Below are 18,704 nucleotides of genomic sequence, written 5' to 3'. Positions count from 1 at the left end.
GTCTGATGTCTTACTTGTTCAAAATACACGAATAGAAGGCTCTGGCTATTTGGGTGATCTTCTCAAAGATGACGGTTTTGAGATTACTTCAATTAATGCAAAACATGAACAACTTCCAGACAAACAATTTTCTCTAGTTGTAATTTTAGGTGCTCCTGAAAGCGCAAACGATGACTTGCCTTATCTTAATGCAGAGCAACATCTAATCAAAAACTGTGTTGAGAAAAACATACCTGTTCTTGGAATCTGTTTAGGGTCTCAGTTGATTGCTAAAACTTTCGGTGCTAAGGTGTATAGAGGACCAAAAAAGGAGATTGGGTTTTACACTGATTTGAAAATTGTTAATGATTCTGCATTTTTTACTGATTTCAAAAATCCATTTACTGTATTTCATTGGCATGCTGATACATTTGATTTACCTCAAGGCGCCATTAGATTAGCCTCCTCTGAGTATTATCCAAACCAGGCGTTTCAATACAAAACTGCAATTGGATTGCAATTTCATCTGGAGGTAAATGAAGAAATGGTAAATTTGTGGCTTGACAATACTGAGGAAAAATTAAAAAATATCCCTGAAATCGATCCACAAAAAATCCGATCAGACATTCATGAAAATATTTCAACTGTAAAATCAAATATGAAGAATTTTTACAACAATTTCAAAACGTCATTCAATCTTTGACCAAAGTTTAATATACTTAGTTTTGATTTCATCGATCGAACGATGGCGGCAGTAAAGAAAATTTTTGAGGAAATTATTCAAACTGATCATAAAGTCATCACCGAAGAGTTATCAAAATCTATTCTCAAAACATATGGCGTTAAAGTTCCGCCTTATGCCCTTGCCACTTCTGCAGCTGATGCAGTAAAACAAGCAAAAAAATTGGTTTTCCTCTTGTAATGAAAGTTGTATCTCCACAAATCTTACACAAGACTGATGTCGGTGGAGTTAAAGTTGGAATTGATAATGTCAATGATGTAAAAAAGACATTCAATGACATGTATGGTCGTCTTTCTAAAAAGAAAGGAGTTGAAGTTAAAGGAATTCTTTTGGAAAAGATGGTTCCAAAAGGCATTGAACTAATTGTAGGTATTCAAAATGATCCACAGTTTGGACCAATGATTATGGCTGGATTGGGAGGAGTGATGACCGAAGTATTCAAAGATGTAGCATTTAGGATGCTACCAATTTCTACTTCTGATGCAAAATCAATGCTAACTGAACTCAAAGGTTCTCAACTTCTCAAAGGTTTCAGAGGAAGTGAACCAATTGATCTTAACATGGTAGCAAAAATGTTAGTTCAAATTGGAAAATTAGGCGTAGAAAATGCCGATTATATAAACAGCATTGACTTTAACCCGGTAGTTGTTTATCCAAAATCCCACTTTGTAGTTGATGCAAAAATTATTCTAAATAAAGAATTGAAAAAGAATTCTATCTCAAAAGCAAAACCAAACATTGAATCCATGGAATCCTTCTTTACTCCAATGTCTGTTGCACTAGTTGGTGCATCTTCAACACCTGGAAAGATTGGTAACTCTGTACTGGATGCACTTGGCAAACAAGATTACAAAGGTAAAGTATATCCAATTAATCCTAAACAAGAATCAATTCTTGGAATCAAATGTTATCCTTCATTAGAAGAGATACCTGAAAAGATTGATCTTGTAGTTGTATGTATTGATCTTTCATTATGTGGACCAATCATGAAGACTTGTGCAAATAAAGGCATTCACAATGTTGTAATTGTTTCAGGTGGTGGCAAAGAGCTTGGTGGTGACAGAGCCGCAATGGAAGCTGAGGTAAAAGAATTATCATTAAAACACAAAATCCGTGTAGTTGGTCCAAACTGTATTGGAATGTTCAACGCTGCAAATCGCCTTGACTGTGCATTCCAAGGACAAGAAAGAATGGTACGTTCAAAATTAGGAAATGTCGCATTTTTCTCACAAAGTGGAACTATGGGAATCAGCATGCTAGAAAGTGCTGATGTGTTTGGTTTATCCAAGATGATTAGTTTTGGAAATCGTTCCGACGTGGATGAAGCAGATATGATATGGTATGCTGCAAATGATCCTCAAACTAAAGTAATTGGATTATACGTTGAAGGATTTGGTGATGGTAGAAAATTCATCAATACTGCCAAACGTGTAATGAAAGAGAAGAAGAAACCAATCGTTATTTGGAAGAGTGGGAGGACTGCTGCAGGTGCAAAACAAGCTGCATCTCATACAGGTTCACTTGGGGGTTCGAATGCAATGATTATGGGTGCATTCAAACAAGCAGGAATTATTTCAGTTGATAGTTATCAAGAACTAGTTGGAGTCTTAAAGGCACTCGCATGGCAACCTCCTGCAAAAGGTAATCGTGTTGCTATGACAAGTAATGGTGCTGGTCCTATGATTGGCGGTATTGATCAATTAGAAAGACTAGGTCTCACAATAGGAAAATTGTCGCCACAAATTCTCAAAAAAATAAAAGATCGTTTTCCACCAACTGTCCCTATTCATAATGGCAATCCTGCAGATGTAGGTGGCGGTGCAACTGCAGATGATTATAGATTTGTCATTGAACAATTCTTAGAAGAAAAGAATATCGATATTGCTATGCCATGGTTTGTTTTCCAAGATGATCCGCTTGAAGAAACTATTGTTGGTTATCTTGACGAACTCTCAAAGAAAAAGAAGAAACCTATTCTAGCTGGTGGTAATGGTGGTCCATATACTGAAAAAATGATTAAATTGATTGAGAAACATAATGTTCCAGTTTACCAAGATCTTCGAACTTGGGTTGCAGCTGCATCTGCATTAGCCCAATGGGGCAAAGTACTCGGAAAATAGATAACATTTAAGTTTCTCATTACTTGGCATATCACATGTCACTAGTTACCACTTCAACTTCTGATGGTGTTTGTACAGTCAAAATTAACAGACCTGACAAACTCAATGCCATGAATACCGATGTTGCAAAAGAACTGATCAATACTTTTGAAGAACTCAATCTCAATGATGATGTCAAAGTTATCATTTTGACTGGTGAGGGTGAAAAAGCATTTTCTGCAGGTGCAGACATTGAATACATGTCAAAAATCACTGCAGATGAATCAGTAGAATATGCAAAAACTGGTCAACTTGTAACTGCAACTGTCGAATTAGTAAAACAACCAACCATAGCAGCCATTAACGGTTTTGCTTTAGGTGGAGGCTGTGAACTTGCAATGTCTTGTGATATTCGTATAGCTGCAGATACTGCTAGACTGGGTCAACCAGAAGTAACAATTGGAATCCCTCCTGGATGGGGCGGAACCCAACGATTAATGAGAATTGTGGGAATAGCAAAAGCAAAAGAACTTGTTTATACTGGCAAGATGGTCAAAGCAGATGAGGCAAAAGAGATTGGCCTTGTAAACCATGTAGTTCCTCTTGCATCATTACAAGAAGAAGCTTTGAAAATGGCACAACAAATAGCAGGAAACTCTACAATGGGTGTTCAGATGTCCAAAGTTGCAATCAATAAAGGAAGAAATGCAGACCTTGATACTGGTCTTGCAATAGAACTTCTTGCATGGAGAAATTGCTTTACTCATCCTGATAGAGAAGAGCGTATGACAGCATTTGTTAACAAGTCAAAGAAATAGCTATTTCTAATTTTATTTTATTTTATTCAAAAAATAGAGTTAGAGTTTTCTGTAACTCTAATTCACAGTAATCAATCCAACTCGCCATGGATGCCATGAGCAGTGGTATTTGTAGACTCCTTCTTCGTCAAATGTGTGCTCGAATCTGTCTCCTGTATTCAATGGTGGACTGTTGAAGATATCTATGACTTTCCCAGAATCATCTTGACTTTGGATGTTATGTGGTACTGAGTCGTCATTAACCCAAGTAACTGTAACGCCAACAGGGATTTCTAGATTCAGCGGTAAGTAAAACCCAACATTGGCAATGTCCGAGTTCCCATTAGGAATTATTACTGTTGCATCTACGTTATTAGAAAATTTCATATCAGAACCTTCTATTATCAAGACATCATTTTCTATCAAAAATTTGATAGCGTTTAGAAATTCTGTTTCTGAAATAACTCCTTGGCCATACCATAATGCGTTATTTTTTACCCATTCTGGAATTGTTTCTGCATTTGCAATATTTGCTGAAACAGAAACTAGTAGGATTGAAAACACAATTGCTGGTATTGATATTTTCCTTGACATGCGTCCCATGACTATTAATTATTCCCAAAGATTTTAAATGATCAGTCTATTTTTAGATGTGATTTTTACTTCTTAATGTAATTATTCAATAATTTTCAAGATTTTCTACAAAAAAATAAAAAAAGTAATGCCTATTCCTCTACTATGAATAGACCAATCATACCTGCATCTGCATGACTTACAACATGGCAATGGTATAACCAAATTGCCGGTTTGTCTGGATGAACAATGAATGTCTCAAGTGTACCCTGAATTAGTGGTATTGTAGTTCCCTGAATGTTCGTTCCACGTTGTACAGCACTCGAAGTCATCTTAAGACCATGTAGATGAAATGAGTGTATTTGATCACCTAGGTTAATGACGTGAAATTGGACTGTTTCCCCAACTTTTGCTTTGAATACTGGCATTGTTGAGTTAAACTGAGCGGCAACGCCGTCAAATCCTTGCTCTTCAAATATTTCTTTCAAAGCATGTTCACCACCAGGCATTCCCATACCATTCATAATGAAATATGGTGTTGGACCAGGCGATGTTTTCTCTACATCATAACCCATTTCACTCATGACAATTACTATGTCTCTATCAATGTAGGTCTTGGGAGGATCTCTTTCAACAATAATGGCACCATACAACCCTTGCAAGATGTGATCTTTAATTCCATGCCCTTCAGATGAAGTGTGATCATGAAAGAAAGTTGTTCCCCATGTGTCCAAGTTGTATTCATATGTCCATTCACCACCAGGTTGAATTATTGAACCTGCTCCTATACCAGTAATTGCATTTACTGGAGAACCATCATGTTTCATATCATAATCTGTCATATGTGCATGCAAGCTGTGAGCAATGTCATGATTGTTTATGACTCTGATTTTCAAAAGTTCTCCTTGTGTAGCTCTTAATGTAGGTGCAGGAATTGTACCGTTATATGTCCAAGCATGCCAAACAGCATTAGGAGATACTTGAATGTCGGTCTGTTCAATTATCAAGGTGTATTCCCTAACTGGTTGCTCTTCTGCTTCGGCAGTTTGTGGTTGTATTATTTCAGGTACAGTTTCTGGTTGATTAACTGAGATACTCTGTGTTTCTGTATTTAGATTTGGTAAAAGCTGAATGCCTCCTGATGCTACTATAAAGAATGCAAGTAGTATTGGAACTCCTACCAAACCATATTTTTTCTGCATGGTTCCTCTTTGATTTTGTTCAATTAAATCAAGAGTACTTTCTCATTTCTAGGAATTTGATGATTGATTCTTATATGATCTAATGTTGGTTTGACGTATTCTAATTTTCAAATTAATCCTATGAACTCATAAAAGATGTCATTGGATTTCGATCATTTTGTTAGTGTGCATTGTCTTGCAGTGTAAACTGGTTAATTATATCTCATTTAAGACAAATTTTTGTATGCAAGAATTGATTCAATCACGAAAAATAGTAGATGATGAAAGAAAGCAGGTTATTTTAGAAATACTTGCTGACAAATATTGTAAACAAATTCTCCATAATACTCTTGAAAAACCCAAATCTGCAATGGAGATTTCTAGTGAAAAAAAGATTCCTATCAGTACCGTATATAGAAGACTCCAAACTCTTTACGATGCAAAACTACTGGCAATTTCTGGCTCTATTAACCAAGATGGAAAAAAGTATTTTCTGTATAAGAGTAGAGTAAAGTCTATTTCACTTCAATGTGATTTGGAAGTAACTACGGTGGAACTGGTTCCAAATCCCTCTAATTCATCTTAACTCAAATTTTTATTTGATGTATGATGATGGAAGAAAATCTAACTTCAAAACGACAAATTTATTCTCCTAAAAAAGAATCTACTAGAAGCATCACATACAGACTACCTGAAAAACTTGTTGCAGAATTAGAAGTAGAAGCCTCTCAGAAAGGCATATCTCAAAATGTTCTTGTAAGGCAAATTCTAGAAAAGTATGTTCAGTGGGATAGATTTTCTACTAAAATTGGAATGATTCCAGTTCCAAAAGGAATTTTGGAATCGCTTGGAATAGAATTGGATGGAAAAGATATTGATGAAGTTATCAATTTGATGTTTCCTGTGATTAAGGACACTGTATTGTTTATCAAAGGTGGATATGATCTGAAGCGATGTCTTGAAACATTAGAGGATTACATGAAAGCATCTGGAATGAATTCTGATCATAGGATCGAAGGTGATGTGCATACGTTTTTGATTCAACATGATTTAGGTCTCAAATGGTCCGTCTTTACGGAACAATTACTTACTCAAATTTTTCATAGCTTTCTACCAGATAAAGAACTACGTTTCCAAACAACAGACAACACTGTAATTTTGTCAGTATCTTTGGGTTCTGATTTTAATGAACATGATTATCATTATTGAAATTCAATTAATCCTTTGAAATATCTCGTTTGCCAAACCTATCTATGAATTCATCTGATCCTATTCAACAAAAAACTTGGGTTAAAGAAATAATGAATACGTCTGTAATCTCAATTGATTCCTCAGTAACTGCTGCCGACGCTGCAAGAATGATGGAAGATACCGGGATTGGTGCAGTTATTGTTTTAGAAAATAGTTTACCTGTGGGAATTGTAACTGATAGAGACCTTGCAATAAAAATCACTGCTCATTCTTTTCCTATAGGTACTCCTGTTAAGAGGATAATGTCTTCTCCTCTAATCTCAATTGATCCTGACTCTGATCTATGGATTGCCTCTGATCTGATGTCTACAAGAAACGTTAGAAAACTACCTGTAATTGATGATGATACAGTTGTTGGAATTATTACCTCAAGTGACTTGGTCAAACATATTGCAGATCACTAGAATATGTTGGAAAATTGACAATTTCTTTGATTACTAGTGTGTTGGGTGGGAAAAGCTTATTATAATTTGAAACGCCATTTTTTCATTATGGCAACTGAGCAATCACAAAAGATGATTACAGTAACTGCAAAAGCAGCTGAAAAAATCCATGAATTTATGAAAGAAGAAGCAGAGTCTCCTGAATATCTTAGAGTATATGTTCAAGGCGGCGGTTGTTCTGGTCTTTCTTATGGGATGGGCTTTGAAAAAGCACCAGAAGAAGATGACATCGTCATGGAAGAAAATGGAGTCAAACTCTTAATTGACAGCTACAGCGTTGATCATCTACAAGGTGCAAACGTAGACTATATTGAAAGCCTGATGGGTTCTGGATTTAAAATTAACAATCCAAACGTAACAAAATCCTGTTCATGCGGTCATTCATTTAGCACTGAATAAACAATTTTTATTATTTTTAATTTTTAGATTTTTCTAGATGATTCTATAGTTGAGTGTATTTTCTGAAAAATTCATTATCTCCGATAGAACTTTTTGCGATACCCTCATATATCGAAAGCAGAGACCCAAATTATGATAATAAAGGAGATGAACTTATGTCCGGTAAATCAGGAATTGTCAAATATCACGTTAAACTTTCCTATGAAGTTGATGGACTCGTTGAAAGAGCAGACATAATCGGTGCCATCTTTGGTCAAACAGAGGGACTGTTAGGCCCTGAGATGAATCTGAATGAGCTGCAACGAGTATCTAAGGTAGGTCGTATTGAAGTCAATGCTAAATCTACATCAAACACAACCGCTGGCGATGCGTTAATTCCAATGAGTACTGATATTGATACTTGTGCATTAATTGCGGCTGGAATTGAAAGCATAGATAAAGTAGGTCCATTTGATTGTAAATTCAAATTAGAAGCAATTGATGATGTACGTGCTGCAAAGAAAGAAGACATTGTAAGACGTGCAAAAGAGATCAAGCAAAAATGGGCAACAAAAACTGTAAGTGAAGGTGAAAGTATGTTAAATGATGTCCATCAAGGCGATGCAGGAAAATTGTCCACATATGGCCCATCAAAATTAACCTGCAGTTCCGGTATGTTTGATTCTAATTGGGTAATTCTAGTTGAAGGAAGAGCTGATGTAATCAATCTTTTAAGAGCTGGATATGACAATGCTCTTGCAATTGAAGGTGCAAAAATTGATGAATCTATTAAAGAATTATGTAATTCAAAAGATACTGTTGTTGCTTTCATTGATGGTGATAGAGCAGGTGGATTTATTCTCAAAGAACTCAAATCTGTAGTTACAATAGATTATGAACTGCGTGCAGATACTGACACAGAAGTTGAAGAGTTAACTCCACAAAGAATTGATGAAATTCTACGACCTATTGCTGATGAAATCAAACATGGAAAACCAGCACCAGAACTAAAAAGTGCAGATGATAAACCTGTTGCAGAATTGGCAGCAAAGGTATTTCCAAATCTCAATGAGACTCTTGAAGCAGTTGCATTAGATAGTGATAAGAATGAAATATTCAAAGTTCCAATCAGTGAAGTTGTAAGTAAATTATCATCACAATCTGGAATCAAATATCTTTTGTTGGATGGAATTATCACTCAGAGACTTTTGGAAGGTGCCAAAAATGCTGGCGTTGAATGTGTCATTGGACATAGAATTGCAAAATTGTCAAACTCTGAAGGAATGACACTAAAAACATTCGGTGACCTGGGCGTATCTTAGGAACTTAGATGACTGAACTGAAAATTCAGCACATCCTAACTCTTTCTTATCTATTATCCAAAGGTGCAAAATACAACTATATCTCCATCACCACGTCATCCCTGGGAAAGAGTATCAGGAAATCACAACAAGCAGCATCAAAACATCTTGTTGAATTAGAACAAAACCAATTCATTGAGAGGATAATTAATGGAAGAAACATATCTGTAAAAATTACTCCAAAAGGATTTTCTGAAATGGTAAAAATATCGTCCATTTTACAGAAAAGTTTGGATTCGTCTCCATCTCACGTTGAATTGAAAGGAACATTGATTTCTGGAATGGGTGAAGGTGCATATTATATGGGATTGAAAGGATATACAAAACAATTTCAATCAAAAATTGGATATGTTCCGTTTCCTGGAACCCTGAATGTAAGATTAGATCAAAAAATTCATCAAGAGGCAATAAAACAATTTGAAACTTTGGATGGAATTAAAATCAACAGTTTTTCAGATGGCAAGAGAACTTATGGATGGGTAAAATGTTTTGCAGCCAAACTAAATAATTCTACAAATTGTGAATTAATTGTGCTTGAGCGTACTCATCATGATGACTCCATTATAGAATTGATTTCTAAATCTTGTTTGAGAAAAACTGCAAAACTAAAAGATGGATCTAAAGTTTCAATTAAGATTCCGATTACTTCTTAAATTCCGTGAATGGATTCCCCATATTCCTTTTGTATTTTAGAGCTAGAACTTTCTGGGATTGGAGATTGTAATCTTGCAACTTTGGCATCGAGACCAATTTTTTTACATCCTTCTGTAATGAAATGCTCTTGATGAACTTGGTCATAACCTAATGCAATTATTTGAGGTTTTACATGATTGACTGTTTTGAAAATGTCATCTTCCTGTCCTATTAAACAAAGGTCTACCATTGAAAGTGAGTTAACTAATTCCTGTCTCTGTTCTTGTGTGTGTAATGGCTTTCTTTTCTTCATTTTTACTGCCGTATTGTCAGTTGCTACAACTACCACTAGAACATCTCCTAATTCCTTTGCAGCATTTAATGTGTAAATATGGCCTGGATGAATAATATCAAAAACCCCTCCTGCTAATACTATTTTTAATGAATCTCTTCCAATTTCAGTAAGTGTTTTTCTATCTTTGTTTATCAGTTGATTTTTAATTAATACATCAATCTTTGAGTTGATTTCGTCATCTGAAAGCATTGTTTTTTCCTTAATTAGATCAAATGACTCCTTTCCTAGAATTTGGCACACGTACATGGCAGAAAGAATTACTTTTTCACTTTTTTCCAATATTTTTTGTATTTTTAGACCTACTCTTTAATTCATCGCTAAAAATTACATTTTTGGATCAAGGCCTTTGGCTAATCTTAATGCATCTACAAGGCCATCTGCATACCCAATACTCAAAATTGCTACCTCGTCTTGACCCTCTTCTAGGAATTTTTCTGCATCTTGAACATACAGTTCTGCATTTTCTAAAATTCCTTGAAATTCTTTTTGATCTTTATAGTATGGTGTTATTTCTTCAAGTGCTTCCCTTACCATTGGGACATATTTTTTCATCATCTGAATTGAAATCTTTTTTGTTTTTTCACTATTGTCATATGGTTCATCTACACACTGACCAAATATTTTGAGCGCATCTGATTCTGTAAAGTGCAATCTACCTGGAATGATTACTGTATGTGGAGGTTTGCCAAAATCAATCTTCATTAAACTTGATATTTTACCTGAAATAATTTTTTGATCCTTGAATCCAATTCTAGATGCGACTATTGCAAATGTATCTGAACTTATGACATTTCGTTTTTGTCCTTTCTCTGTTTCTACTAATCTATCTAATGCGTCTTTAGGATCTAAGAAGAAATCTTTGTCTTGATTATACTCTAAAAGAAGTACAGTGTGATTTCCTTCAATAATATTTTTGTAAATTACATAGTATGGTGTTGTGAGTGATTTGATTTCATTCATTATCGTTGCAATTCTTCCAACTTTGTAAAAATGTAAACCACATTCACCAATCATTGAAGTAAGTGATGATGATGCATGAATAGAATGAGTCTTTATTTTTTCTTCGATTGCTCTGGTCCTTAATTCTATGTGTGTTGTTGCAATGTATGGATCTCCATATGCTAATAGAACTACTTTCTTTTTCTTTGCATTTTCTAAAATCTCTTTACCGTCTTCAACTAACCATCTTTTTGCAGGAATGAATTTTCCTTTTGTGGCATTTTTGATTTTAGTTAAATCTGATTTTCCAATTGGACTGGTGAATTGCTCAAGGTATACTATATCTGCCTTTGATAAAACATCTAATGCCTCGCTAGGGATTGATTTGAATCCCGAAATTCCTAAACCTACAAACCACAGCATTACTGAATATTTTTGTCATGAAGTCTTTTTAAATGCTGTAGCGTCTTTTTCAGAACTTCTATTCCTCTTAGATATTCATCAATTGAGACTTTCTCATCAATTGTATGTGCCTCATGTGGATCTCCTGGACCATATGTGACAACAGGAATACTCCACTGATTACCTAGAACATTCATGTCTCCTGTACCTGTTTTTCTAATTAGAGTTGGTCTTGAATGCTCCACTTCCATAACTCCAAGAGTGAATGCTCTAACTAATGGTGAAGTATGAGATGCTTCAAATGGTTCTGTCTCGTCAAGAATTGAGTAAAATGCCTCGACATCTCTTTCTTGAGAAATCTCTTTTACTAGAGTTGAAATTTTTTGTTCAATAGTTTTACAGTTCATGTCTACTGGAATTCTAATGTCAAATGTTGTTTCACATTCTTTTGGTGTAACGTTGTGACTTGTTCCGCCTTTAATTTCTGTCATGGTGATGGTAAGTAACATTCCTTTAGATCTGCCTTCTTGATTTGCTTCTAATCTATCTTTGAGTTCTTTAACAAAAATCATTGATTCTTGTATTGCATTTTTTGATAACCATGGTGCACTTGCATGGGAGCTATCTTCAACACTAATTTTGAGATTGATTGCTAATCTTCCTTTGTATGCAATTGTGACCTGTTTAATTCCACTTGGTTCTCCAAAAACTGCATAATCAATTCCCATCTCTTTCTTTACGAGATTTTTAATTCCTGTAGCATTTCCTTCCTCGTCCACGGCTCCTACAAAATATACTGTTCCATTGTTATTTTGAACTGATGCTGCAGCAAACAACATTGCCATTAGTGGTGCTTTTGCATCTGATGCACCACGTCCATAAAGTGCATCGCCTTCTTTTCTGACTTTGACTTTTCCTGGAACAACATCCATGTGTCCACACAACATAATTTTTGGCGAACCTGACCCTTTTCTTGCTATGATGTTTCCAACTTCATCAATTTGAATATCTTCAAATCCTAAATCATCGCATTTATCAGCTAAAAATTCCGCCATTGGCTTTTCACTCAAAGATGGCGTGTAAAGTCTAAGTGATTTTTCAAGCATCTTTACTGCAAATCTTGGTGTTATTGTAAAATTAGTGTCCATTCTTACTTGTCTATCTTCAGTGCGTAATCAAGCATTGCGGATGGGATGTCTACTTCACACACTCTAACAGTATTCTTGTATTCTGTTGTGTTGTTGACCTCATGAACAACTAGTCCTTTCTCATCGCTTTCCATCAAATCTACACCTACGATATCTCCTTGAACTGCATGTTTTGCCTTTATACACATTTCTTCCATCTCTTGTGTTACCTTGCAGGGCTCGGCTGTTCCACCAAGTGCCATGTTAGTTTTCCAATGTTTAGAAATTCTGTAAATTGCTGCAACTATTTTGTCTCCTACCATTATAGCTCTGATGTCTCTTGGAGGTCTTTGTACAAATTCCTCCAAGTAATGAATCTGATAAATTGGATACATGTTTTCTCTACTCTCAAGAATTCCATCTGCAGAATCTGCGTCATTTAGTTTTGAAATTAATCTTCCCCAACTACCAACTGTTGGTTTGATTACTTTTGGAAATCCTTGAGTTTGCAAAGCTTCCAATGCAGCTTCTTTTGAAAATGCAACAGTTGCATCAGGTGTTGGAACTCCAAATTTTTTTAACAACATATGTGTGAATAATTTATTTCCTGCAAAAACACCTGTGTTAAGACAATTGATTACTTTGACTCCTAGACCTTCAAGTGCAGCAGTTGAATGGAGGTTTCTGTAATAACTTACACATCTTTGAATAACTACACCATAATCCTCAGGTTTTTTTTCTAAATCTAATGCTAGTTTCTTACAATCGATCATCTGTATGTTGATGTTCTTTTTTTTACCTGCCTCTAGTAGGGCTTTTTCTTCCCAACGGATGGTATCGTAAAGAATAGTAACGTCAGGACTCACTGTCCCCAATCCTCGCCAACCGTTTGGGCAGGCTTTAGTTGGAAACCGTCTGAACTTTTTTCTAATTCAAAACTTGCGCCACATTCCGGACATGTTACAATTTCCCCCTCAAGTGCATCACTTGGAACAGAAATATCTGCATCACATTCTTCACATTTTGACATGTTTAATCTCAATTAATCCTCTTTATTTATCATTAATTATCTTTTTTTCAAGTCTGTCTTCTAGTGGAATTTCGATAAGATCTCCCATTCTGAGATTTTTCAATCCAGACGCAACTGCCTTGGCACCTTCATCATCTTTTTCCAAGCCTAATAATGACATTAAATATGCGGCACCTGTCTTTCCTGCTAATTCTCCAAAGACAATTCTTCGTCTATTTCCTACTGCCCTGGGTGGGATTGGCTCATACGCTGCAGGGTTTCTGAGAATTGCTGCAAGGTGTGTACCAGCTTTGTGTTTGTATGCTGAGCTACCTACAATTGGTTTAGAGTCATAAGGTGTAATTGATGTATATTCTTCAATTAATCTAGATAGATCAAGTAGCATATCTAATCTTAAATCGTTTGGTGATTTGTAAAGATAAGTTAAGGCAACTGCAACCTCTGCAAGAGGTGGAATTCCTGTCCTTTCTCCAATTCCGTCAATGGTGGTGTGAATTTGATCAACTCCTGCATCACATGCTGAAAATGCATTTGCAAGTGCAAAACCAATGTCGTTATGAACATGTGCATCTAATGGAACATCTACGATTTCTCTGACTTTTTTAACAAAATTAAACATCCCAATTGGACGTAAAATTCCTACCGTATCAGGAAGACTAATTCGATCAACACCTGCTTCTTCTATTGCCTTGCAAATTTTTAGTAAGAATTCTGGTTCTGCTCTACTTCCATCTTCTACAGTAAATCTAATTTTAAGACCATGGGATTTTGCATATTCTACAGTTTCTACTGCTCTCTCAAGTGCTTCTTCTCTTGAAATTCGAAGTTTATCTTTTAGATGTATATCTGAAATTCCTAAATATGCTGCACACCACTTTGCGTCACAATCTAATGAAACATCGATATCTTCTTTGAGTGCTCGTCCATGAGAAACGATATCAGCTTTTAATCCTTGTTTGATGATTGTCTTCGTTGCTTCCTTGTGATCATTTGATACAACTGGTGATATCTCAATTTGATCTACGCCAAAATAATCTAACATCCAAGCAATTTGGATTCTTTGTTTGTTTGTAAATGAGACTCCTGGATGTTGTTCTCCTTCTCGTAAAGTACTGTCTAGTATTCGTATCTTCTTTGGAGTCTTGTCATATGCGTTGTAGATGTTTGCATAGTGATTCGGATCTTTCATTACTGAAATCGGTGAGTTAAATAGATGATATAAACATATTCGTACTATCTTCGTTGAAAATAACTAATAATGATCCTAAATTAGTTCGTAATTGAAATAAAGGAACGAAAGTCGTTTTAGATGATTTTTCTCAAAATTATCACTGTATTTGTATCTACGACACCTGGAATTTTTCTTAATGCATCAATTGTGTTATTGATTTCCGAAATACTTGATCCACTCATTATTGTTGTAATGTCATACTGTCCTGTAATTTCATAAACTGTTTTTACTCCCTCCAATTTAGCAAGCTTTAGAGAAACTTTGGATGTGTCCATTGCAGAGTCAACTGAAACTAGAACAATTGCACTGGTAGTGTTTTCTTCACCAAGCTCTAGGGTGAATTTTTTAATGGTTTTGTTGTCTACTAAATTTTTTACACGTCTTCTAACTGCAGACTCTGACAACTTTAATTTTTTACCAATATCTACAAATGATTCTCTTGAATCTTCTTTAAGGTAACCGATAATTTTTTCATCTATAGTGTCTTTATACATTAAGTTTTTTCTCCTCTTCAGTTAGTACAATATCTAAAGTATCTAAAACTTTTGTTATGTCATCTTCAGATATTACTAACGGAGGGAGAATTCTTAGTATGTTTCTTCCTGAATATAGCATGAGAACTCCTTTTTTTATCAATGACATCAAAATGTCTTTTACTTCAAATTTCATCTCCACTCCTATCATTAGTCCCTTTCCACGGACTTCTCTAATTATGCTGTGCTTTTCTTTTAGTTTCTCTAATCCTTCTATGAATATTTTCCCCATCTTCTCGGAATTTTCTATTAGTCCATCTTCTGTTAGTGCTTTTAGTGCTGCAATTCCTGCTGCACATGATAATGGATTGCCACCAAATGTGGATGAGTGTTCTCCTTTGCTTATTGCAGCTAAAATATCTGGTCTTACAAGTGTGGCTCCCATTGGAACACCACCTGCAATTCCTTTTGCAAGACACAAAATATCTGGGGCTGTATTCCAATGATCACAAGCCCAAATTCGTCCAGTTCTTCCAAGACCTGCTTGTATTTCGTCAAATATTAACAGAATTCCTTTTTCATCACAAACCTTTCTTACTTCTTGCAAAAATCCATCAGGTGCAACAATGATTCCGCTTTCACCTTGTATTGGTTCTAAAATTACAAATGCTGTATCTTCATCAATCACAGAACGAAGTGATTCTATGTCTCCAAATGATGCAAAGGAAACTTTCTCGACAAGTGGTTCAAATGCTTTTTTGTATTTTGGATTAAATGTTAATGATAAAGCGCCTAATGATTTCCCATGATATGATCCTTTCATGGCAACCATTCCTTTTTTCCCTGTAAACTTTCTTGCAAATTTAATAGCTGCCTCAATTGCTTCTGCACCACTATTGTTTAGATGAACTTGTGTTAGTCCTTTTGGTGCTAATCCGATAAGTGTTTTCAAGAATTCTTCTCTTGTCTTGTTGTATAATGAACTGTGGACTGTGATGATTTTATCCACTTGCTCTTTGATTGCATTGTTAACTCTTTGATTTTGATGACCTACTAGTGATACTCCGTATCCTCCCATACAATCGATGTATTCTTTTCCATCTGTATCCCACACATGACAACCTACTCCTTTTTCAATTGTTACTGGAAATCTCTGGTAGAGATTTCCCATGTATTGATCTTCACTCATTTTTTATCACCGTACAGTTATCGTGTGAAATTGCCGATGATATAGGATTTTCTTTTTGTCCATTTGCAATTAATGCCTCTTTGACCCCCATATCTAGTGCTTCAGTTGATGCCAGGATCTTCTTTTCCATACCTGGTCCGATTTTTGGTCTGATCTCTTTTGCTTCAGCAAGTGTTAGTTTTGTAACTAATTTATCATCCATCAATAGTCCGTCTACATTAGTAATGAATAATACTTTGTCACAACCGACTTTGCCTGCCACATAAGCTGCTGCCCTGTCGCCATCTACATTGAGAAATTCTGATTCTTCACTAATTGCAATGGGTGAAATCACAGGAGTCAGTCCTTGTTCTAAGAGTAATTTGATAAATTTGGAGTTGATATCGGTGATTTTTCCAGTATATCCGCCATCAATTGCTTGTTTTCTGCCTTTTTCGTTCATTATGAGAAGCTTCTTTTTTCTATCTGCTTGAATTATTTTTGCATCTACTCCTGAAAGCCCAATTGCATTGACCCCATTTTTCTGAAGCATCTGAACTATTGTCTTGTTTATTCTGCCCGACATCACCATTGTAAAAATTTCTGCAGTCTCTTTATCGGTATATCTGCTTTTGATTCCACTTGGTGAAGTGACAAACTTTGGTTCTTTGCCAAGTTGTTCACAGACTTTGGTGACTTCTTTACCTCCACCATGAACTAAAATCACTCCTTCTGTCTCTGCAATTTTTTTAATGTCTGAAATTATGGATGGATGTAAATTATCAACAACACTTCCACCAATCTTTATTGTGATCATTTCTAAACAGGAGTTAACGGAGTATATCTGAGTCCATCCATTTCATCAAAACCACACATTACATTCATGTTTTGAATGGCAGACCCTGCTGCACCTTTCATCAAATTATCTGATGCAGACATTGCAATCAATCTGTTATTATCTTCATCAATGTCAAATCCAATATCGCAAAAGTTTGAGCCAACTAGGAATTTTGGATCTGGGAATTTGTATAATCCTTTTTTATCTCTAATCAATCTGATGAATTTTTCTTCACCGTAAGCTTGACGATATAATTTCCACAATTCTTTTTCTTCAATATCTTTTTTCAAGAATGTATGGTTTGTACACAAGATTCCACGAACTACATCAACTGCATGTGGACTCATTGAAACACGAATCTTCTTTCCTGCAATTTCACTTAACTCTTGTTCAATTTCACCCGTGTGTCTGTGTTTTGCTGGCTTGTATGGTCTGATAACTCCTGCTCTCATTGCATGAGCAGTGCCTGAACCAGATCCTGCACCTGATGAACCAATCTTTGAATCCACTATGATGTGTTCAGTGTCAATAATGTCATTTCTAATTAATGGTGCAAGTGCAAGCATTGATGTTACTGCCATACATCCTGGGCATGAAACAAGTTGTGCCTTTTTGATTTGCTCTCTATGTAATTCGGGAACTCCGAAGACTGATTTTGCTAAATAATCTGGATGTGGATGTTCCCAACCATACCATTTGTCATATGCTTCTTGATTGTGTAATCTGTAATCTGCGCTCAAATCTATTATTTTGATTCCTCTGTCATAAAGCGCCTTTACAATTTCAGTTGCTGTTCCATGAGGAACTGCTGTGAAAACTACATCACATTTGTCAGTTAATTTATCATAATCTAATTCTGAGAAAGTAAGATCGGTAAATCCTTTCAAACTTGGTTGAATTCTATGAAGATACTCTCCAACATGTTGTCTTGATGTCACCATGCTGATCTCAACATCTGGGTGATTAACTAGAAGACGAAGTGTCTCTCCACCAACATAACCTGATGCTCCAACAACACCTACTTTCAACATAAACCTCCTCGTGATGAGGTATAATTTATTTCCTAACGTAGTCTAACGCAAATTTTACCATTTCTTGAGGTATATTTCGTTGTGCAACTCTTGCCAATCCTTTGAATTCAACTGTGTTGTTGACTTCATGGATGACTAAACCTTTTTCGTCATCCTCCATCATATCTATTCCTAAAATTCCCCCACCCATTGCTTTTGATGCTTTAATTGCCATGTCCTCCATCTCTTTTGTGATCTCACAAATTTCTGGATCTGCACCCAATGCGATATTTGTCTTAAATCCGCCGGATGATTTTCTGTACATGGCTGCAATGGCTTGATCCCCTATTGTGATTATTCTAATGTCTCTTGGTGGTCTATTGATTAATTCTTGCAAGTAGTAAATTCTATCATGTGGGCTATCTGTGATGTCTCTGATTTCAAAAACAGCCTCCATTGTATCTTTGTCCTTTAATGGCATAACTCCTCTTCCCCAACTTCCAATCACTGGCTTGATTACAAGAGGAAATCCCACTTTTTCTAAATTCTCTGCGGCACTCTCACTTGAGAATGAAAAGTATGTTTTGGGTGTTGGAATATTGTGTTTTTTCAAAAGCAATGTCATGAACATTTTATTTCCACACACATTTGCAACTTCAAATTTGTTGAGTACTGGAACATCTAAAAATTCTAG

The 18,704-nt window shown here is 35.6% G+C and carries 21 protein-coding genes and 1 pseudogene; 9 read left to right on the top strand and 13 right to left on the bottom strand.

Annotation, left to right across the window (positions count from 1 at the left end; all coding sequences use genetic code 11):
- The 3 genes and pseudogenes from BD31_RS02260 to BD31_RS02250 all read left to right on the top strand — a co-directional run.
- On the top strand, window positions 1-682 hold a 682-nt coding region (locus BD31_RS02260), incomplete at its 5' end, for a type 1 glutamine amidotransferase (protein ID WP_008297897.1).
- A 42-nt stretch (window positions 683-724) separates the two neighbouring features.
- Window positions 725-2,841, top strand: a pseudogene (locus BD31_RS02255) (3-hydroxypropionate--CoA ligase).
- Window positions 2,842-2,876: 35 nt separating this feature from the next.
- The gene (locus tag BD31_RS02250) at window positions 2,877-3,638 is read left to right on the top strand and encodes an enoyl-CoA hydratase/isomerase family protein (RefSeq protein ID WP_008297871.1); all 762 of its coding nucleotides are present in this window, start codon (window positions 2,877-2,879) and stop codon (window positions 3,636-3,638) included.
- Between the two features lie 57 nt (window positions 3,639-3,695).
- Here the strand turns inward: BD31_RS02250 and BD31_RS02245 are convergent, their stop codons facing one another.
- On the bottom strand, window positions 3,696-4,220 hold the full coding sequence (locus BD31_RS02245; RefSeq protein WP_048097368.1) for a cupredoxin domain-containing protein: 525 nt from the start codon (window positions 4,218-4,220) through the stop codon (window positions 3,696-3,698).
- A gap of 122 nt (window positions 4,221-4,342) precedes the next feature.
- A complete protein-coding gene (locus BD31_RS02240) occupies window positions 4,343-5,392 on the bottom strand; it encodes a multicopper oxidase domain-containing protein (protein ID WP_008297870.1) in 1,050 nt (349 codons plus the stop codon).
- A gap of 223 nt (window positions 5,393-5,615) precedes the next feature.
- Here BD31_RS02240 and BD31_RS02235 point away from each other — a divergent pair, with 223 nt between their 5' ends.
- The 6 genes from BD31_RS02235 (at window position 5,616) to BD31_RS02210 (ending at window position 9,457) form a co-directional block, all read left to right on the top strand.
- Window positions 5,616-5,957 (top strand): helix-turn-helix domain-containing protein, encoded by a 342-nt coding sequence (locus BD31_RS02235; RefSeq protein WP_008297881.1) that lies wholly within the window; start codon window positions 5,616-5,618, stop codon window positions 5,955-5,957.
- Window positions 5,958-5,983: 26 nt separating this feature from the next.
- A complete protein-coding gene (locus BD31_RS02230; RefSeq protein WP_048097370.1) occupies window positions 5,984-6,580 on the top strand; it encodes a hypothetical protein in 597 nt (198 codons plus the stop codon).
- 44 nt (window positions 6,581-6,624) lie between these two features.
- A complete protein-coding gene (locus BD31_RS02225) occupies window positions 6,625-7,026 on the top strand; it encodes a CBS domain-containing protein (protein ID WP_048097367.1) in 402 nt (133 codons plus the stop codon).
- A gap of 87 nt (window positions 7,027-7,113) precedes the next feature.
- On the top strand, window positions 7,114-7,464 hold the full coding sequence (gene erpA, locus BD31_RS02220) for an iron-sulfur cluster insertion protein ErpA (protein ID WP_008297891.1): 351 nt from the start codon (window positions 7,114-7,116) through the stop codon (window positions 7,462-7,464).
- Between the two features lie 155 nt (window positions 7,465-7,619).
- Entirely contained in the window at window positions 7,620-8,765 is a 1,146-nt protein-coding gene (gene dnaG / locus BD31_RS02215; RefSeq protein WP_008297902.1) for a DNA primase DnaG, read from the top strand.
- Window positions 8,766-8,773: 8 nt separating this feature from the next.
- A complete protein-coding gene (locus BD31_RS02210) occupies window positions 8,774-9,457 on the top strand; it encodes a DUF120 domain-containing protein (protein WP_008297901.1) in 684 nt (227 codons plus the stop codon).
- Here the strand turns inward: BD31_RS02210 and BD31_RS02205 are convergent.
- The 11 genes from BD31_RS02205 to BD31_RS02155 all read right to left on the bottom strand — a co-directional run.
- Entirely contained in the window at window positions 9,454-10,071 is a 618-nt protein-coding gene (locus BD31_RS02205; RefSeq protein ID WP_008297864.1) for an FAD synthase family protein, read from the bottom strand. The genes BD31_RS02210 and BD31_RS02205 overlap by 4 nt on opposite strands.
- Before the next feature lie 45 nt (window positions 10,072-10,116).
- Window positions 10,117-11,154: a diphthine synthase gene (gene dph5, locus BD31_RS02200; RefSeq protein ID WP_008297873.1), complete on the bottom strand. Its 1,038-nt coding sequence runs from the start codon at window positions 11,152-11,154 to the stop codon at window positions 10,117-10,119.
- Entirely contained in the window at window positions 11,154-12,281 is a 1,128-nt protein-coding gene (locus BD31_RS02195) for a M20/M25/M40 family metallo-hydrolase (protein ID WP_008297889.1), read from the bottom strand. Before BD31_RS02195 ends, dph5 begins: the two co-directional genes overlap by 1 nt.
- A 2-nt stretch (window positions 12,282-12,283) precedes the next feature.
- Window positions 12,284-13,126 carry a lysine biosynthesis protein LysX gene (lysX, locus tag BD31_RS02190; protein ID WP_048097366.1) on the bottom strand — a complete coding sequence of 281 codons (843 nt, stop codon included), beginning with the start codon at window positions 13,124-13,126 and terminating at the stop codon, window positions 12,284-12,286.
- Window positions 13,123-13,290 (bottom strand): alpha-aminoadipate/glutamate carrier protein LysW, encoded by a 168-nt coding sequence (lysW/argW, locus tag BD31_RS02185; protein ID WP_008297859.1) that lies wholly within the window; start codon window positions 13,288-13,290, stop codon window positions 13,123-13,125. Before lysW/argW ends, lysX begins: the two co-directional genes overlap by 4 nt.
- A gap of 22 nt (window positions 13,291-13,312) precedes the next feature.
- On the bottom strand, window positions 13,313-14,479 hold the full coding sequence (locus BD31_RS02180) for a LeuA family protein (RefSeq protein WP_008297892.1): 1,167 nt from the start codon (window positions 14,477-14,479) through the stop codon (window positions 13,313-13,315).
- Between the two features lie 116 nt (window positions 14,480-14,595).
- Window positions 14,596-15,015: an HTH-type transcriptional regulator LysM gene (gene lysM / locus BD31_RS02175; RefSeq protein WP_008297899.1), complete on the bottom strand. Its 420-nt coding sequence runs from the start codon at window positions 15,013-15,015 to the stop codon at window positions 14,596-14,598.
- Window positions 15,008-16,183 carry an aspartate aminotransferase family protein gene (locus tag BD31_RS02170; RefSeq protein WP_008297878.1) on the bottom strand — a complete coding sequence of 392 codons (1,176 nt, stop codon included), beginning with the start codon at window positions 16,181-16,183 and terminating at the stop codon, window positions 15,008-15,010. Before BD31_RS02170 ends, lysM begins: the two co-directional genes overlap by 8 nt.
- The gene (locus tag BD31_RS02165; RefSeq protein ID WP_008297894.1) at window positions 16,176-16,979 is read right to left on the bottom strand and encodes a [LysW]-aminoadipate/[LysW]-glutamate kinase; all 804 of its coding nucleotides are present in this window, start codon (window positions 16,977-16,979) and stop codon (window positions 16,176-16,178) included. The genes BD31_RS02170 and BD31_RS02165 overlap by 8 nt, the downstream gene beginning before the upstream one ends.
- Before the next feature lie 2 nt (window positions 16,980-16,981).
- Window positions 16,982-18,028: an N-acetyl-gamma-glutamyl-phosphate reductase gene (argC, locus tag BD31_RS02160; protein WP_048097369.1), complete on the bottom strand. Its 1,047-nt coding sequence runs from the start codon at window positions 18,026-18,028 to the stop codon at window positions 16,982-16,984.
- 28 nt (window positions 18,029-18,056) lie between these two features.
- A partial coding sequence (locus BD31_RS02155) for a RimK family alpha-L-glutamate ligase (RefSeq protein WP_008297885.1) occupies window positions 18,057-18,704 on the bottom strand: 648 nt, incomplete at its 5' end.

The sequence above is a fragment of the Candidatus Nitrosopumilus salarius BD31 genome (assembly GCF_000242875.2).
GTDB lineage: Archaea > Thermoproteota > Nitrososphaeria > Nitrososphaerales > Nitrosopumilaceae > Nitrosopumilus > Nitrosopumilus salarius.
The sequence above is the reverse complement of the archived record's forward strand: the minus strand, read 5'-3'. Positions and strand labels throughout refer to the sequence as shown.

Coding starts and splice junctions, on each gene's coding strand:
- dnaG (WP_008297902.1), top strand. CDS start 7,620: ATGTCCGGTAAATCAGGAATTGTCAAATATCACGTTAAACTTTCCTAT.
- lysM (WP_008297899.1), bottom strand. CDS start 15,015: ATGTATAAAGACACTATAGATGAAAAAATTATCGGTTACCTTAAAGAA.
- BD31_RS02250 (WP_008297871.1), top strand. CDS start 2,877: ATGTCACTAGTTACCACTTCAACTTCTGATGGTGTTTGTACAGTCAAA.
- lysW/argW (WP_008297859.1), bottom strand. CDS start 13,290: ATGTCAAAATGTGAAGAATGTGATGCAGATATTTCTGTTCCAAGTGAT.
- BD31_RS02225 (WP_048097367.1), top strand. CDS start 6,625: ATGAATTCATCTGATCCTATTCAACAAAAAACTTGGGTTAAAGAAATA.
- BD31_RS02170 (WP_008297878.1), bottom strand. CDS start 16,183: ATGAGTGAAGATCAATACATGGGAAATCTCTACCAGAGATTTCCAGTA.
- BD31_RS02165 (WP_008297894.1), bottom strand. CDS start 16,979: ATGATCACAATAAAGATTGGTGGAAGTGTTGTTGATAATTTACATCCA.
- BD31_RS02240 (WP_008297870.1), bottom strand. CDS start 5,392: ATGCAGAAAAAATATGGTTTGGTAGGAGTTCCAATACTACTTGCATTC.
- BD31_RS02245 (WP_048097368.1), bottom strand. CDS start 4,220: ATGGGACGCATGTCAAGGAAAATATCAATACCAGCAATTGTGTTTTCA.
- erpA (WP_008297891.1), top strand. CDS start 7,114: ATGGCAACTGAGCAATCACAAAAGATGATTACAGTAACTGCAAAAGCA.
- dph5 (WP_008297873.1), bottom strand. CDS start 11,154: ATGCTGTGGTTTGTAGGTTTAGGAATTTCGGGATTCAAATCAATCCCT.
- BD31_RS02230 (WP_048097370.1), top strand. CDS start 5,984: ATGGAAGAAAATCTAACTTCAAAACGACAAATTTATTCTCCTAAAAAA.
- BD31_RS02180 (WP_008297892.1), bottom strand. CDS start 14,479: ATGAAAGATCCGAATCACTATGCAAACATCTACAACGCATATGACAAG.
- BD31_RS02235 (WP_008297881.1), top strand. CDS start 5,616: ATGCAAGAATTGATTCAATCACGAAAAATAGTAGATGATGAAAGAAAG.
- BD31_RS02210 (WP_008297901.1), top strand. CDS start 8,774: ATGACTGAACTGAAAATTCAGCACATCCTAACTCTTTCTTATCTATTA.
- BD31_RS02195 (WP_008297889.1), bottom strand. CDS start 12,281: ATGGACACTAATTTTACAATAACACCAAGATTTGCAGTAAAGATGCTT.